The sequence below is a fragment of the Oscillospiraceae bacterium genome (assembly GCA_035380125.1).
Taxonomy (GTDB): Bacteria; Bacillota; Clostridia; order Oscillospirales; family JAKOTC01; genus DAOPZJ01.
The window spans coordinates 38,649-54,238 of the sequence record DAOSWV010000023.1 but is presented as its reverse complement, the minus strand read 5'-3'; the positions used below and the strand labels follow the sequence as shown (position 1 = coordinate 54,238).

Below are 15,590 nucleotides of genomic sequence, written 5' to 3'. Positions count from 1 at the left end.
CCGCATTTGATGGCTTCTATATAATCGCCCGACATTCCCATGGACAGTAACATATCCTTATTATGAAATAATTTGTTCGAAATGTCAAGGGATTTTTCGGATATTTTTGTGAAATATTCCATTTTTTTTGACTCACTGCACCCAAGCGGTAAAATTGTCATAAAACCATCGAGCCGCAGCGAGGTCATCGTCAGTAGGTTTTCGCAGAAGTTTTCGGTGTCCTCGAGCCGTATTCCGTTCTTGTTGGGATCGTCCCCCACGTTAATTTCCGCCAACACCGGTAAAACAAGATTGCTTTTTTGCGCAAGATCATTCAACAACGCTCCGAGCCGCAGCGAATCCAATGAATCCACCGTGTCAAACAACCCGACGGTTTTTGCGGCCTTGTTGGTCTGCAAATGGCCGATCAACCGTAATGCAACGCCCTGATGGCCTGTGCGGTATTTGTTCTCGGCCTCCTGCACCCGGTTTTCGCCGATGTACTTCAATCCGGCGTCGCGTGCGAATTCATAAGCCTCCCGCCCGAAGGTTTTCGTGACGGCGCACAGTTCGATCTCTTCCGGTTTGCGTCCCGCTTCGATCGCCGCTCTCTCTATGTTTTCGCGTACCGAAGCATAGTTCATTAAGAATTGTTCTCTTTCCACTTTGCTGTATTCCATCCCCGAGGCTGTCCTTTCGAATATTTAAGATTTTGTGGTTTTGCGTAAAAAATAAAACAAGCACTTTGAGTTTGAATTTTATTTCCCAAACCTATAATGTCTTTCCGTCGGCGAGGTCCTTCCCCGTCACAATAACTTCGTCATAAAGCTGCAACCAGCCGCTGCTTCCGGTGTATTCGCAGATCGCATATTCACCGTCCGAGATCAGCACATTGATCTTGCGAAACACCATCTCCGGCCCGATAATTGCATACACTCCCGCCTGCTCGACACCGTTTTCATCGGTCACGGTTCGAATTGCACTGACCGGAACGCGCAGCCCTTTCACCGAATCGATAATAATTTCGGCCTGTTCTACCCGACACTCTCCGAGTTGTGAAATCGCATTGCGTGAAGAAACTTTTACGGCCGTATTTCCGGTCGTGCTCCCGTCTTTCTGTGCAGTCTCAATCACGGTTTGTACCTTTTCATCCGAAACGGCGGGAAACCGAATATAGAGTTTGGAGCTCGAAATTTGAATCGCTTTGGGCGTCGGTATGTTAAATACAAAATACCAGGTATAATCGGTCACGAGTTTGGGCTGTGCGGCAAGCGCCGAATTCTGACACTGAGCAATCAATGCATCGACCTTATCGCAGGAAAGTTCGGTCAACTGTGACGGTGAAAGCCCCTCCAGCCCGTCACTGTAATAAAAGAAATACCCCGAATCCGGCGCATATTGTGAGGAATAACTCCCCATGGTGTTTTTTAAAGATGCGATCTCCTGTTTCAGTTGGGCGATACGCCCGCTGTAATCGCTGTCGGTAAAATAGCTGCCGTAGCGGTTTAAAAGCTTGGTCAGCGTCCGACGCTGTTCATAAATTCCCCGCGCCCCGCCGTTTTTGGTGATTTCGTCAATACTGTCGAGGATGTCCTTCGTACCGGCCAAAACGGTATCCGGTGTCATCACTGCCTCACTGTCTGCGTTGGCGGTGAGCGCTTCCAAATCCTCAAGCTCGTCCGAGAGGAGCGCAATTTGCGCAGCTGCCTCAACACTTTTTGCGGATGAATAAATGCGTGCAATCTCCTCTTTCTTGGCAGTTCGCTCGCCGTCATCCAGCGAATAAACCACCGAACCGCCCGCATTGATTTGCAGACGGGTTTCGCTTCGAACAAAAACACCCGTCACGGGCACCGACATCTCGGCGTCGTACAGGTTTGCGGTATAGGTGGTATATTTCATGTCACCGGCCCGCACAATCAAAAGCATCGTCACGAAAACCGCCGCAACCGCAATTGCCGCAGCCGTGATGACGGTACGTTTTTTCATTTCGAAAACAACTTACTCGGACTCTTCTTCGTTGTCGAGCAGCGAAATCGGGCGTGCCGGGACGATCGTCGAGACGGCGTGTTTATAGACGAGACTTTGTTTTCCGTCGGTCTCAAGGATGATCGTGAACGCATCAAAGCCCTTCACGATGCCCTTAAACTGGAAACCGTTTTTTAAAAAGATCGTCACACCGATTTTTTCTTTTCGGGCACAATTCAGGAAAACATCCTGCAAATTCAGCGTCTTATTCATTCTTCTCTCTCTTTTCTATGTGAATTTCTGCCGACCTTTTTATCGGTATTTTCATTTTAACATATTATGCCGCATAATTGCAAGATTTTTGTAGAAAGGCCAAATAAATCGGCACCGGAGTCGGCGAAAATGCGATTTAAACCGATTTCTGCCCGCATCCAAGTGAGCTGCCGTTTGGCATAATTACGCGTGGCCTGTTTGATGCGGCTCTTTGCCTCATCAAGTGACTGTTTTCCGTCGAAATAAGCGAACAATTCTTTATATCCGATCGCCTGTGCCGAAGTCGGCCCCAGCATCGGGCGAATTTTTTGCGCTTCCTGTTCTAAACCCAGCGCAAACATCTCATCAACCCGTGCGTCAATGCGGGTATAAAGCGTTTCCCGCGATAAAAAGTTCAGCTGAACAGCGCAGATATCATAGATTTTTTCGCCGTGAGAAAGCTCATTTTGCCGGCTCTTGGTCAGTCCGGTTTCGGCTAATTCCAACCCCCGCAAAATGCGAGAACGGTCGTTTTCATGCAATTTAACAGCGGCTTCTGGGTCGATTTTCCGCAGTTTTGCAAGCATTGTTGCACCACCCGATTGATCATATTCCTTTTCCAATCGCATTCTCAGTTCGGGATCGGACTTTTCCCCGGTATAATTGATGTTGTGCAGTAATGTCGAAATATATTGCCCTGTACCCCCGACGACAATGGGCAGATGTCCCCGCTTATGAGTCCCTGTAATCGCTTTTTTGGCCTCTTCATACCAGCGAAAGACCGAAAAATCCTCGCCGGGTTCGACGACGTCAATCAAATGGTGCGGTATTTCCGTCCGTTCTTGTTCCGTCGGTTTGGCGGTGGCGATATCCATACCGGAATAAATCTGCATCGAATCGGCCCCCACGATCTCGCCGCCGTATGCTTTGGCCAGTTTAATCGCAAGTGAAGTCTTGCCCGAGGCGGTTGGTCCCGTCAGGACGATGACGTTTCGCATGAAATGACCCCCTCACCTTTCTTATTCCATTTCCCGCGCAGATAGATCAGCCACATCGGTATGGCAGTCCAGATCCAAGAAATCGGATATACGGCAAATACCGCTCGTACATCGCTGAAAACAGGAGCGGCGACGGCAATCCATACCATCCGCATTAAACACATCCCAACCAGGATCACGACCATCGGCACAAAAGTCGAACCGGCGCCCCGCATCGTGCCGCCGAAAATATCCACAATTCCGTACACCCAATAAAGCGGCAGCATCATTACCATCATTTGCACCGCACTTTTAATGACCTGCGGATCCTCGTTGAACAGTGAGGCCACCTGATTTCTGAAAATCAATAAAATTCCGCTCATGATAATGCAAGCGGAGAAAGACATCAAAAATCCGATTCTTGCACCTTTTTTAACCCGGTCAATTCGTCCCGCGCCGTAATTTTGCCCGGAAAAACCTGTTGTTGCAAGTCCGAATGAGGCGATCGTCCCGCCGACAATCCCGTCTACCTTGCCCGCGACCGCCGCACCAGCCATCACGACCGCGCCGAATCCGTTAATGGCACGTTGAATCAGAATGTTGGACAGTGAAATCACGGAGGTCTGCAGTCCCGCCGGAACGCCGAGTTTTAAAATTTGAAATAAAACATCCTTTTTGATGCGGATTTTTCGGATGAAAAGCTTATAAATGCCCTCGGTTCGCATCAGTGCCGCAACAGTCAATGCCGCCGCCAGCGTCTGCGAAATCACGGTCGCCCATGCCGTTCCCGCGATGCCCATTTTCAATCCGCCCACGAATACAAAATCCAAGACCGTATTCATTCCGGCTGCGACGGCCAAAAAGACGAGCGGCAGCGTCGAATTACCTACCGCACGCAGAATCGCCGAACCCATGTTATAAAGCATCACCGGAACCGTGCCGCAAAAATAGATAGTCAAATACTGTATCGCCATCCCCCGGACTTCCTCCGGCGTGTTGATCAGCTTAAGCAGCGCAGGAGTAAAAACCAGCCCGAGTCCGGTCAGCAAAACCCCGGCCGCAATTGATACGCCGACCGCGGTATGGACACCGTCAAAGACCCCTTTGGTGTCCCGCGCGCCGAATGCCTGCGAGATGATCACGCTTCCGCCGGTCGTAAAACCCAAAAAGAAACCCACCAACAAACTGACAATGACGCCGTTTGCACCGACGGCGGCAAGGGCGTTGTAATTGATGAGTTTTCCGGCCACCATTGTGTCTACGATATTATATAATTGCTGTAAAAAGCTGCTCAGCAAAATCGGTATCGCATAAATTAAGAGTTGCTTGGCAATGGGACCCTCGGTCATCAGACCGGAATTGCGGATCAATCGCTGTCTCATCTCTGCCTCAAATTCTGCCGAACCGGCGGTCAAATTCACGTTTGGTCATCACAATCAAAACAGGCCGTCCGTGCGGGCAATACCGGATGCGCGGATCGGTCAGAACGGTTTTCACAATCTCAAGGAGTTCTTCGGGCGCGCTCTCTTTTCCGGCTTTTATCGCAGCTTTACAAGCGGTTGTGTGCAGCAAATCGTCGAGCATATCCGAATTCCCGGCGGTCTTACCGCCTGAAGCCAGTTGATTTGCCAGTTCCCGCAGCAGCTCGGGCCCGTCGGCCGCACCGATATAGGTCGGCACCTGCCGCAGCAGAATGCTCCCGCCGAAATCCTCAATTTCAAACCCGAGGTTTCGCAGCGTCTCGGCGTTTTGCAGTACAGCGTTTTGTTCCTCGGCGCTCATCGTCACCGGCTGTGCGATCAATAACGCCTGGCTGTCGGTTTTCCCGAAATTCTCTTTCAATCGCTCAAATAAAATTCGCTCATGCGCAGCGTGTTTGTCCACCAAAAACAGCTTTTCGCCGTCTTTGCTCTCAGTGAGAATATAACACGAAAACACCTCTCCGAGCAGGCGAAGGCCCTCGGTCTCCTCACCATTGTCGGTCTCCAGATATTGCTCCCGCACCGGCTCCTGAACCGGAGGTACAGCCGACACAGAAGATACGATCCGCTCAGGGGGTTGAACGCGCTGCGGCTGCGATTTTTCTTCAAAAATTCCATCTCTGATTTCAACAGGAGTTTTTGTCACCTCAACCGAGTGGTTTTTCGAAATGACCGGCGGCGGAGCGACCTCGATTTTTATGTTTTCGGTCTTGACCGGTTTTTCCGAGATTCTTGCAAACGACTCACCGGTGAACTTGGGGATATTGTCCCCGCCCAAAACGCTCTTGATTCCGTAATAAACCGCGTCGAAAACCGGCTGTTCGTTGACAAACCGCACCTCGGTCTTGGCCGGATGAATGTTGACGTCGACGAGTTCAACCGGAAGCTTCACGTTTAAAACGCCTGCGGGAAACCGCCCGGTCGAAATTGTATTTTTAAAGGCCTGCTCGATAGCCACCTGGCAAGTTCTGCTGCGCACATATCGCCCGTTGATAAAAAAGACCTGATTGTTCCGGGTGCCCTGCGCGGCATACGGCTTGGTCACAAAACCGCTGACGGAGACGTTGTTCATACTGTACTCGACACGGGTCAGATCGGCGGCGAACTCTTTTCCCATCACCGAATAAATCGCCGAATAGAGCTTGTTGTTGCCCGGTGTAAATAAAATCTCTTTTCCGTCGCGTAAAAACCGCACCGACGTCTCGGGGTGCGAAAGCGCAAGCCGCTGCACCACCGCCGTGACGGCGTTGCCCTCGCTGACGTCCTTTTTCATAAACTTGAGCCGCGCCGGAATATTATAAAATAAGTCTCTGACTAAAATCGTCGTCCCGTTGGGACAGCCGGTCGAATAACACTCGACCATCTCACCGCCCGCCATTACCGCCCTGCAGCCCAGCTCACTGTCGGCGGTTTTGGTGATCATCTCGACCTTGGCAACCGCCCCGATCGAAGCCAGTGCCTCACCGCGAAAGCCCAAAGTGCCGATGGCCGTAAGATCGTCGGCAGTGCTGATTTTGGAGGTCGCATGGCGTAAAAAAGCCGTCGGAACCTGTTTCTCTGGGATTCCGCAGCCGTTGTCGGTCACGCGCATAAAGGTCATCCCGCCGTTTTGAATTTCGACGGTGACCTGCCCCGCACCCGCGTCAATGGAATTTTCCAACAGTTCTTTGATCACCGAAGCGGGCCGTTCCACGACCTCTCCTGCCGCAACAAGCTCAGCGACCGTTTTATCAAGAAGCCTGATCTCCGCCACGCATTTACCTCCTTTCTTTTGACACATTTGTTTTTACGGGCGGATGATATCCGCCCCTACATTATTTAAACCGTCTTTGCGAGGGCTTTAGCCCGTGGCAATCCAGACCTGACGGCAACCGGACGCTTGTGTTTATTGTAGGGGCGATTCTTAATCGCCCGCAAGTCTTGTACCGTTTCACGGGCAATATCGGGCGCGGCCCGTTGGAATCCCCCTGCCCCGTCATTGCGAGGGGTTAAATCGTTTTGGCCTTTTTCGAAAATTCGTCAAGCATGGTCAGCGCCTCGAGCGGGCTGACGGTATTGACGTCAAGATTGCGCAAGTCCTGTAAAAGTTTCTGGGTCTGCATATCGGCAAAAGCACCCTGTTCTCCGTCAACGATGCCGCCTTGTTGTTTTTTATCGGCCCAGACCCGCTCGTCGCGGTTCTTTTCAAGTTCCGCCAAAATCACTTTAGCCTTTTTGACCACCGCATCAGGCACTCCCGCCAGCTTGCTGACCTCAATACCATAACTGTCATCCGCGCCGCCTCGGGCGATTTTACGCAAAAACGTGATTTCGTCGCCGCGCTTTTTTACGAGGATGTTGTAATTTTTCACGCAGTCCAATCGGTCTTCCATCTCGCAAAGTTCGTGATAATGGGTCGCGAACATGGTCTTTGCGCCGATTTTCTTGGCATCGGCAATATATTCGACCACCGCCCGCGCAATACTCATACCGTCGAAAGTCGAAGTGCCGCGGCCGATCTCATCCAAAATAATTAAAGATTTTGCCGTCGCGTTTTTCAAAATATATGCCAGTTCACTCATCTCGACCATAAAGGTGGACTGCCCCGACGAGAGGTCGTCACTTGCACCTACACGCGTAAAAACCGCATCACAGACGCCGATTTTTGCACTCGATGCCGGTACGAACGAACCGATCTGCGCTAAAATCACAATCAGCGCGTTTTGCCTCATATAGGTTGATTTACCGGCCATATTAGGACCTGTAATCACCAGTATCTTGTTTTCACCGCAGTCCATCAGCGTGTCATTCGGTACAAATCCGCTTCCGGCGGCCAACCGTTCCACGACCGGATGCCGTCCGTCTTTGACGATCAGCGCATCGCTGTTATCCACCTCGGGACGGCAATAGTCATTTTTGCGTGCGGTCTCTGCGAATGATAAAAACACATCCAGCATCGCCACGTTTCGTGCGGTCTGTTTGATTCTCACACCCGCCGCCGCAACCTGTTCGCGCAATTCGCAGAATAATTCATATTCAAGGCCGGTCAGCTTTTCCCTGCCCTGCAAAATGTCATTTTCGAGTTCTTTCAGTTCGGGGGTTATGTACCGCTCTCCGGTCGTCAACGTCTGTTTTCGGATAAAATAGTCGGGCACCGGCAGCGTATTGCCTTTTGTAACCTCCAGATAATACCCGAACACGCGGTTATATCCGACCTTCATTTTTGAAATACCGCTCTTTTCACGTTCGTCGGCCTCGATCTTAGCCAGCGCCGCATGCGAATCGCCAAGTAAAGCCCGCAGCCGGTCTACCTCCGCGTCATATCCGTCCCGAATCAGCCCTCCCTCGGTAATCGCCAGCGGCAGATCATCTTTTAATGCGTCAGAGATCAGCCCGCAGATATCCTCAAGCGGGTCAATCCCGTCAAAAATTTCGCGGAGCAGCGCCGCCGAAAAACCCTCGCAGGTTATTTTCAACGCCGGAAGCCGTGACAGCGCGTCGGCCAGCGATTTGAGTTCGCGTGCATTCGCCGTGCCGTAGACAATCCTCGTCGCAATGCGTTCAATGTCATAAATGCCCGCCAGCAGATCGCCGATCTTTGCCGCGCCGATGTCCTCGTCGAGCAGCTGCGCCACAGCGTTTTGCCGCTTTTGAATCATCACGCAGTCTACCAGCGGTTTTTGCAGCCAGTCGGCCAGCAGCCGCCTTCCCATTGCAGTGCGAGTGCTGTCTATCACCGAGAGCAAACTGCCTTTTTTGTCGCTGGTGCGCATATTGCGGTCGAGTTCGAGGTTGCGTCGGGCGATCGCGTCGAGCGCCATATACCGGTCGGCTGTATACCATTCAATCTTCCCGGCAAACTTAATGGAATTTTTATAGACGTCTTGTATGTATCCGACCGCCGCCGAAAGCGCTGCTTCGGCTTCGGCAAAATCGCCGCCCAAGACTATGTAACCGAAATTTTCCGAGAGGCTGCGCGCGACTTGTGCGGGTTTGTAGTCGTCGTCAAAACCGAATTCACCCACAAGCCCGCATTCAGCCAGAATCGCCGCCTTGCGCTTTTCGGGGATATCGGGGTTAAAGATGATTTCCCGCGGTGAGAACCGGGTCAGTTCACACGAAACCGCACTGATTCCGCCGTCGGTTGCAGTTGCATAGACAGCGCCTGTCGAAACATCGGCAAACGCCAGCCCCGTATGTCCGCCCCGGTCGAACACCGAGCATAAATAGTTATTCCTACCCTCTTCGAGCATGTCGGTCTCGGTGACGGTGCCGGGGGTAACTAACCGGATGACGTCGCGCTTGACAAGTCCCTTAGCCTTGGCGGGATCTTCGGTTTGCTCGCAGATCGCAACCTTATACCCGCGTGAAATCAGCCGCGAAATATACCCGTCGCAGCTGTGAAACGGCACGCCGCACATCGGCGCACGCTCCTCCTGACCGCAGTCGCGGCCGGTAAGTACGAGATCAAGTTCCTTCGACGCGGTTTTCGCGTCGTCGTAGAACATCTCGTAAAAGTCGCCGATGCGGTAAAACAGGATGTATTTATCGTATTTCGCTTTAATATCGAAATACTGCTGCATCATCGGAGAGATTGCCGTACCCCCGCCTCCTTTCCCAGAATCGTCAAATCATCAGGGGCGGCAGCATGCTGCCGCCCCTGTAATCAACTGAAAAATAATTGAAAACACTCAGTGACTACAGCTTCCGCCACAGCTGTCGCAGTCTCCGCCGCAGGAGGCGTTGATGTCGATCTCCTCGGGGATCTGGCCGTCGATGGTACCGGAAATGATGGCGTTAACCTGTTGAATCATTGCATTCATCTCGGTCTGAGCAGTACTATATTTCTGCATGGTCTCGTTGGCCATGATCTGGCCGTAGAGCAGCTTCATTTCGCCTTGAATTTGATCGGTGTCCTTACCGCCGTTGGCGGCGTTGTTCAGATTCATGCGGGCAAGGTTGAAGTCGCCGATCAGCTTCTGAAGCGCCTCATCCTCATCATTGGCCTGTGCTGCAAGACGGTACGCCAAAAAGCGGTCGTCCTCCATCATTGTGTGAGCCAATTCGAGTGTTTTCGCAATTACTTTGTCCATGATTATTATCCTTTCTTTTTGCGTTTTCAAACGCGGTCATTCAATCTCCGGGGGCTTGCTCAGCCGTGACATCGGCGTCAGCATCGGCGCAATCATCAGCTTGGGCGGTTTTTCACACACAACCTCAAGAACGTTCACGCCTAAAATCTGATCCGGCGGATTCGTCGGAAGACCGGAAATTGTCAGCTTCACGCCGTCCTGCACAAACGGATATTCTTTCCCGTCCGCCAGGCAGCGTACCTTTTTCACTTTTGTGAGAATACCCGCCACCCGGAGTTCACCGGTGACGGTCCATATATAATACCACAAAAACAGGGATTTGTCGCGCACGCTCGATCTTCCGCCGCTGACCCAGTAGGTGCTTGCACACTGGAGATTGATCGCGGTGGCTCTCGTCTGCGCACCGTAGACCGCATCGCCGTTTTGTTTCAGCCATTTTCCGACGGTACGCATCGGTTCGATGGTCTCGGTCGGGATAGAGCCGTCGGGCGCGGGGCCGATGTTCAACAGTAAATTCCCCCTGCCGGAGCAGGCGTCGTTCAGCATACGGATAATCCGGTTGGCATTATAGGAATAGGGTGCCGCTTGTTCGGAATCGACATAGCCCCACGACAGCCCGTTAAAAGTCATGCACGATTCCCAATACTTTTCGCTCTCTTCAATCTTATCCTCGGGCGTATCCATATCCTCGGCCAAACCGGAACGCGGGTTGATGATGATATCGGGCTGAAGATTTCGTACAACCCGGTTGGTCTCGACAAAATCCATGTCGGTGCCGCCGAACGGCTCGTGGACATCATACCACAAGATGTCGATCTTGCCGTAGCGGGTGAGCAGCTCGTTCAGCATTCCGCGGTGATATTCAATAAACCGCATGCGTGCAGCCATGTCATAAGCTGCGGCGGAACCGTCGGGATTGTGCCAGTCCATGACCGAATGATAAAACCCGATCCCCAGACCGAATTCACGGCAGGCGGCGACGTATTCGGCCACCACGTCGTGATTATGCCCGAATTTGACCACGTTATAGGGATTGACGTCCGAGTCCCACAGCGAGTAGCCGTCATGATGGCGGGTGGTCAGCACCATGTATTTGCATCCGGCTTCATAGGCCAACTTGGCCCACTCGCGCGCACACCCCTTTTTGGGATGGAACTTGCTTGCGATTTTCTCCTCATATTCCGGCACAGTGTAGCCATCGAGCGCCATAATCCACTCATGGCGTCCCGCGACCGAATACGGCCCGAAATGCACGAACATTCCGAAACGCGCCGCATTCCACCAGGCCATTCTTTTTTCCCGTGTGGCCGCAACCGCCGCGTTGTACTCGGCAAGTGTCATCGGTTTCTCGAACATCATGATTCTCCTCCGCCATTTTTATTGTTTACCGGTCGTAATCCAGTGCCGGCGGGTTGATCAGTTCAAAGTCGCCGATCGGCCCTTCGCATTCAAGCTCAAACACCGTCACACCCATGATTTTGTCGACATGCCCATGCGCGACGTCCAGTATTTTTACTTTCTTTCCATTCTGAGTGAAGTTGTACTCTTTCCCATCGGCAAGGCAGCGCACCTTTTTCACTTTTGCACCGACGCCGTTGACCGGCAGATATCCCAACACAGGCGTGATAAACTGAATCACATAGAATTTATTGCCCTTTAAAATGCCCCGTCCGCTCGGAATCCAGGTTCTCTGATAATCGCTTTTGCCGTAGATCGCCGCGCCGTTTTGTTTCAGCCAATTCCCGACGGTCTGCAGCGGCTTCACGGCGTCCTGCGGAACGCTTCCGTCCGGAGCGGGTCCGATGTTCAGCAGCAGATTTCCGTTACCGCCTGCGGTTTGGGCGAGCAGTTTGATAATTTGCTGCGGAGAATAGGAAAATCCCGAGACCTCTTCGCTGTCAACATACCCCCACGACAGGCTGTTGAAGGTCATGCAGGCCTCCCAGTAACGCGTCTCGTCTCTGCGGTTCAAGCGTTCCTCCGGCGTCTCCAAATCCTCTTTGAGGCCCGAACGCGGGTTGATGATAATGTCGGGCTGCAGATTTCTGACAATCCGGTCGGTCTCGACAAAATCAAAATTCTCTCCGCTGTACGGATGGCTCATATCATACCATAAAATATCAATTTTCCCGTAACGCGTCAGCAGTTCATTCAGCAGATCGCGCTGGTATTTGATAAACCTCACCCGCGCGTCGAAGTCGAACCGGCTGTCACCGCAGTCGGGATTGTGCCAGTCGATAATTGAGTGATAAAGCCCGATTTTCAATCCGTTTTGGCGGCAGGCGTCGATAAATTCGGCGACCACATCATAATCGCCGCCGTATTTGACGACATTGTAGGGATTGCAGTCGGAGTCCCACATCGAATAACCGTCGTGATGGCGGGTGACCATCACCATATATTTGCAGCCCGCTTCAACAGCCAGCTTCGCCCACTCATAGGCGCAGCCCTTTTTGGGATGAAATTGCTTCGTGACCTCACGTTCATACTCGTCAATTTCGCTGGCGCTGATGGCCATATACCACTCGTGCAGCCCCGAGACCGCATACGGCCCGTAATGCACGAACATACCGAACTTGGCGTCGGTAAACCATTTCATGCGTGCGTCCCGGGTTCTGGCCACTTCGGCCTCATAATCACGTTTCGTCATTTTCTGCGCATAGGGTGAGCGTTTTTCCGACATAACAATTCCTCCGTTCAAAATGATTTGAATTTGTTTATATCCGGCGGCCGGTAACCCAGTGCCTCCCGGCCGAAATAATCTCGACATCGACAAATTGCCCGCGCAGATTTTCGCTTTCTTCACCTGCAAACAGCACCCGCGTCACGCCCCAGTCCTTTCCGCTCCACTTTTTGTGCTTTTGTTCGAATTGTTCAACTAAAACACGTGCTTTGTTCCCGACGAGTGCCTTGTGCTTCTGCTCCGCGATTTTTTCCTGTAATGCCAACAGCCGTTCAAACCGCTCTGTCTTGACCTCCGCCGAAATCTGGTTTTCAAACCCGGCCGCTGCGGTATTTTGCCGTGGCGAATAGATAAACATAAACAGCGAGTCGTATTTCACCGTCTCGACCAAATTAAGCGTCTTTTGAAAATCATCCTCGGTCTCGCCCGGAAAACCCACGATGATGTCGCTGGTCAGCGCGATGTCGGGATAAAGCCGCCGCATGATTTCAAGTTTTTTCAGATAGGTCTGCGTGTCATATCGGCGGTTCATACGCCGTAAAATCTCGTCAGAACCCGACTGCACCGGCAGATGCAGATGCTTGGCGGCATGTTTTTCCGCGGCAATCACCTCAAACAACGCCTCGTCCGCATCTTTCGGGTGGCTGGTCATAAACCGCACCCAGTAATCGCCCTCAAAAGAGCAGCATTTTTTTAAGAGTTCGGGAAAATTCGGCTTTCCGGTGTCGTGGGTTCCGTAGGAGTTGACATTCTGCCCGAGCAGCGTGATATCCTTCCATCCGCCGTTTACCAGTTGTTCAACCTCCGCGAGAATCGCCTCCGGCTTGCGGCTGCGTTCCCTACCCCGCACATTCGGCACGACGCAGTAGGTGCAAAAATTATTGCACCCGTACATAATTGAAACACCCGCGAAAACCGAATCCGAGCGCAGCAACGGCAAATCCTCGGCAATCACGCCGTCGCAGTCAGGCGTCTCGAACACATGCCCGCCGTTTTGCAGTTTTTCAAACAGCAGCTGCGGGAATTTGTGCACCGCATGCGTCCCAACCAGCATATCGACATAAGGGAAATGTTTTTTGATTTTTTCCGCTGATGTCGGCTGTTGAATCATACAGCCGCATAAACAGATAATTTTATTCGGGTTTTTCCTTTTGGAAGCCAGCAGCGCGCCGGTGTTGCCGAAAACGCGGTCTTCAGCGTTTTCGCGTACCGCGCAGGTGTTATAAATCGCTAAATCTGCGGCTTTGGGGTCTCCGATCAATTCGTAACCGCATTCAGCCAGTATTCCGGCAATCCGTTCGCCGTCAACCGCATTCTGTTGGCAGCCGTAGGAGTGCACAAAAGCCGTATGCCGGACGCCGGTTTCAACAAAAAATGCGTCGTTTTGCCTTTTGATCAAAGACATAAAACGACGCTGTGCCGCAATTTCGTCGCCGCTGACATCGAATGCACCCAAGCCGCTCATCCTTCGCCGAACCCCCATTCCTATTGGGAATTATTATAGCGGTTTTTCGATATAAATGTCAAGCGAACGGAAAATTTATAAAGGACAAATGTAGGGGCGATCTGCGATCGCCCGCCGTGTAACAATCGATACTCCTGACAATCCCTACGACGATAACTTGATCTTGCATTCTAATTCTTAATTATGAATGCCGGGAAACGCTCTTAACCGTTCCGTGTATGATACCGTCCGCAAGACCTGAAAAGCGTTGGGTGAGGAGTCAACGCCGTTCGGTTTTCAGATAGCATTTACATAACCCGAAACGGTCAAGACCGCTTCCCCGAAGTAAATCTCATCTGATTTATGCCGCGCTTCCCTTTTTCTCTTCCCTTCCGTGCTTTGCCTCAACCGCACTAAATTTCGCCCGAACCGCGTGATCCCGCTTTTTCACGGGAATCGCAAGGCAGGCAATCCCGCCTCCGACAACACCACCGATCAAAACCGACAGCACCACACCGACCCCGGTATTGCCCAAATCGCTGGTGATCAACAATGCCGTGACGATCGCAAAAGTGCAGAATGCGATAAACCCGACTGCGCTTCCGGTGGTTTTCAGATGTTTTTTCAAACCGCTTAAACCGAACAAAAACACCCTGTCCAGCATCTCTTCATTATATCTGTCTTCACGTTGTTCCTTCAAAAAAATCGACCCCTCTCCGTGGTATACATCCAGTATACAAGGAGAGGAGTACGATAAAACGGACTTTGTTGTGCTTATTGATAATAGGTGCTGGCGCGGGTACCGAGGTTATAGATGTCAACAAAGGTGTCAGGCATGACCGCATCGTAGCGGATTTTGGCCAAACTGGTATCGACCTCCGGGTCTTCACCCGGACGCAGTTCACGTGCAATCACAAGGAAACGCACATTGCTGAAATAATAGCAGCAGGAATGTAGTGTCATAACCGTATCGCCGTATTCCATGTAATATCCGGTATCAACGACGGTTCTGGCTTCGACTTCCTCCTTGAATGCGGCAAACACCTCGGGGTCGGTGAGATCGGTCTGGGTAAAATCGAACGTAGGACCGTCCTCCCATTTGATGTTGGCAACGACGAAGCCGACGATCTTAAATTCTTTCACCTCGGTGAGCGTATAAAACTTGATCACCGGGGCTTTCTGATACAGATCCAATCCGTACAGCAGGGCGTTATAATGCTCAAGCGGACCGAACATCAGGCCGTTTTTATTGTTGTGACCGTGGATGAGTATGTTCTGACTGTCGGCGTTCAGATTGACTGTGTAATCAACAAACGCAGTGCCCTCTTTGGAATATTTCAAATCGAGGTTTTTACGATAATACTTTTCGTTATCGCCGGTCTGAACGATCGGATAACCGAAATCGTCAATTCCTTCGATGGTCAAAAAGCCCACCAATTCGGAATTACGTGCGTAAAAGGGCTTGAGCTGCTCAAGAATACCCGCCGGGAACACAATGTCCTTGTAGGGATCCTCTTCGGGATCAGATACCACGGAGGGATTTTCGAACATGCTTAAATCCGACGCGACGCGGTTGCGGTCCTGATGTTCGCGGATATAGTTGTTTGCGATCATCGCGCCCGAAAAGATCAGCGCGGCGCAGCAGACAACCAACAACACGTTCATCATCAATTTTTGCTGTTTGTTCAAGGGCTTTTTCTTTTTCGTTTGTTTTTCCATAGGACGTCTTGCATC

Annotated in this window: 13 protein-coding genes; all 13 read right to left on the bottom strand. The window is 51.6% G+C overall.

The window, feature by feature from the left end; genetic code table 11:
- Positions 1–659, bottom strand: a 659-nt coding sequence (locus PK629_10005) for a YggS family pyridoxal phosphate-dependent enzyme (protein HOP11810.1), incomplete at its 3' end; no start/stop codon positions are given.
- Positions 660–750: 91 nt separating this feature from the next.
- Positions 751–1,968, bottom strand: a complete 1,218-nt coding sequence (locus PK629_10000; protein ID HOP11809.1) for an HlyD family efflux transporter periplasmic adaptor subunit — start codon at positions 1,966–1,968, stop codon at positions 751–753.
- 12 nt (positions 1,969–1,980) lie between these two features.
- Positions 1,981–2,220, bottom strand: coding sequence for an RNA chaperone Hfq (hfq, locus tag PK629_09995; protein HOP11808.1), 240 nt, complete (start codon positions 2,218–2,220; stop codon positions 1,981–1,983).
- 56 nt (positions 2,221–2,276) lie between these two features.
- Positions 2,277–3,197 (bottom strand): tRNA (adenosine(37)-N6)-dimethylallyltransferase MiaA, encoded by a 921-nt coding sequence (gene miaA / locus PK629_09990; protein HOP11807.1) that lies wholly within the window; start codon positions 3,195–3,197, stop codon positions 2,277–2,279.
- A complete protein-coding gene (locus tag PK629_09985; GenBank protein HOP11806.1) occupies positions 3,176–4,597 on the bottom strand; it encodes an MATE family efflux transporter in 1,422 nt (473 codons plus the stop codon). The genes miaA and PK629_09985 overlap by 22 nt, the downstream gene beginning before the upstream one ends.
- Positions 4,566–6,410, bottom strand: a complete 1,845-nt coding sequence (gene mutL / locus PK629_09980) for a DNA mismatch repair endonuclease MutL (GenBank protein ID HOP11805.1) — start codon at positions 6,408–6,410, stop codon at positions 4,566–4,568. The genes PK629_09985 and mutL overlap by 32 nt, the downstream gene beginning before the upstream one ends.
- 235 nt (positions 6,411–6,645) lie before the next feature.
- Positions 6,646–9,222 carry a DNA mismatch repair protein MutS gene (gene mutS / locus PK629_09975; GenBank protein ID HOP11804.1) on the bottom strand — a complete coding sequence of 859 codons (2,577 nt, stop codon included), beginning with the start codon at positions 9,220–9,222 and terminating at the stop codon, positions 6,646–6,648.
- Between the two features lie 105 nt (positions 9,223–9,327).
- Complete coding sequence (locus PK629_09970) at positions 9,328–9,729, bottom strand: YlbF family regulator (protein ID HOP11803.1); 402 nt, start codon at positions 9,727–9,729, stop codon at positions 9,328–9,330.
- Between the two features lie 36 nt (positions 9,730–9,765).
- Complete coding sequence (locus tag PK629_09965; GenBank protein HOP11802.1) at positions 9,766–11,088, bottom strand: alpha-L-fucosidase; 1,323 nt, start codon at positions 11,086–11,088, stop codon at positions 9,766–9,768.
- Positions 11,089–11,113: 25 nt separating this feature from the next.
- The gene (locus PK629_09960) at positions 11,114–12,412 is read right to left on the bottom strand and encodes an alpha-L-fucosidase (protein HOP11801.1); all 1,299 of its coding nucleotides are present in this window, start codon (positions 12,410–12,412) and stop codon (positions 11,114–11,116) included.
- 34 nt (positions 12,413–12,446) lie between these two features.
- Positions 12,447–13,877: a tRNA (N6-isopentenyl adenosine(37)-C2)-methylthiotransferase MiaB gene (miaB, locus tag PK629_09955; GenBank protein ID HOP11800.1), complete on the bottom strand. Its 1,431-nt coding sequence runs from the start codon at positions 13,875–13,877 to the stop codon at positions 12,447–12,449.
- Between the two features lie 340 nt (positions 13,878–14,217).
- Positions 14,218–14,556, bottom strand: a complete 339-nt coding sequence (locus PK629_09950; protein ID HOP11799.1) for a hypothetical protein — start codon at positions 14,554–14,556, stop codon at positions 14,218–14,220.
- A gap of 74 nt (positions 14,557–14,630) precedes the next feature.
- On the bottom strand, positions 14,631–15,575 hold the full coding sequence (locus PK629_09945) for a class B sortase (protein HOP11798.1): 945 nt from the start codon (positions 15,573–15,575) through the stop codon (positions 14,631–14,633).
- Positions 15,576–15,590: the final 15 nt, after the last annotated feature.

What these genes read in the sequence shown, in the direction of transcription:
- PK629_10000 (HOP11809.1), bottom strand. Translation starts at nt 1,968, where the DNA reads ATGAAAAAACGTACCGTCATCACGGCTGCGGCAATTGCGGTTGCGGCG.
- PK629_09945 (HOP11798.1), bottom strand. Translation starts at nt 15,575, where the DNA reads ATGGAAAAACAAACGAAAAAGAAAAAGCCCTTGAACAAACAGCAAAAA.
- miaA (HOP11807.1), bottom strand. Translation starts at nt 3,197, where the DNA reads ATGCGAAACGTCATCGTCCTGACGGGACCAACCGCCTCGGGCAAGACT.
- PK629_09960 (HOP11801.1), bottom strand. Translation starts at nt 12,412, where the DNA reads ATGTCGGAAAAACGCTCACCCTATGCGCAGAAAATGACGAAACGTGAT.
- PK629_09970 (HOP11803.1), bottom strand. Translation starts at nt 9,729, where the DNA reads ATGGACAAAGTAATTGCGAAAACACTCGAATTGGCTCACACAATGATG.
- PK629_09965 (HOP11802.1), bottom strand. Translation starts at nt 11,088, where the DNA reads ATGATGTTCGAGAAACCGATGACACTTGCCGAGTACAACGCGGCGGTT.
- mutS (HOP11804.1), bottom strand. Translation starts at nt 9,222, where the DNA reads ATGATGCAGCAGTATTTCGATATTAAAGCGAAATACGATAAATACATC.
- hfq (HOP11808.1), bottom strand. Translation starts at nt 2,220, where the DNA reads ATGAATAAGACGCTGAATTTGCAGGATGTTTTCCTGAATTGTGCCCGA.
- miaB (HOP11800.1), bottom strand. Translation starts at nt 13,877, where the DNA reads ATGAGCGGCTTGGGTGCATTCGATGTCAGCGGCGACGAAATTGCGGCA.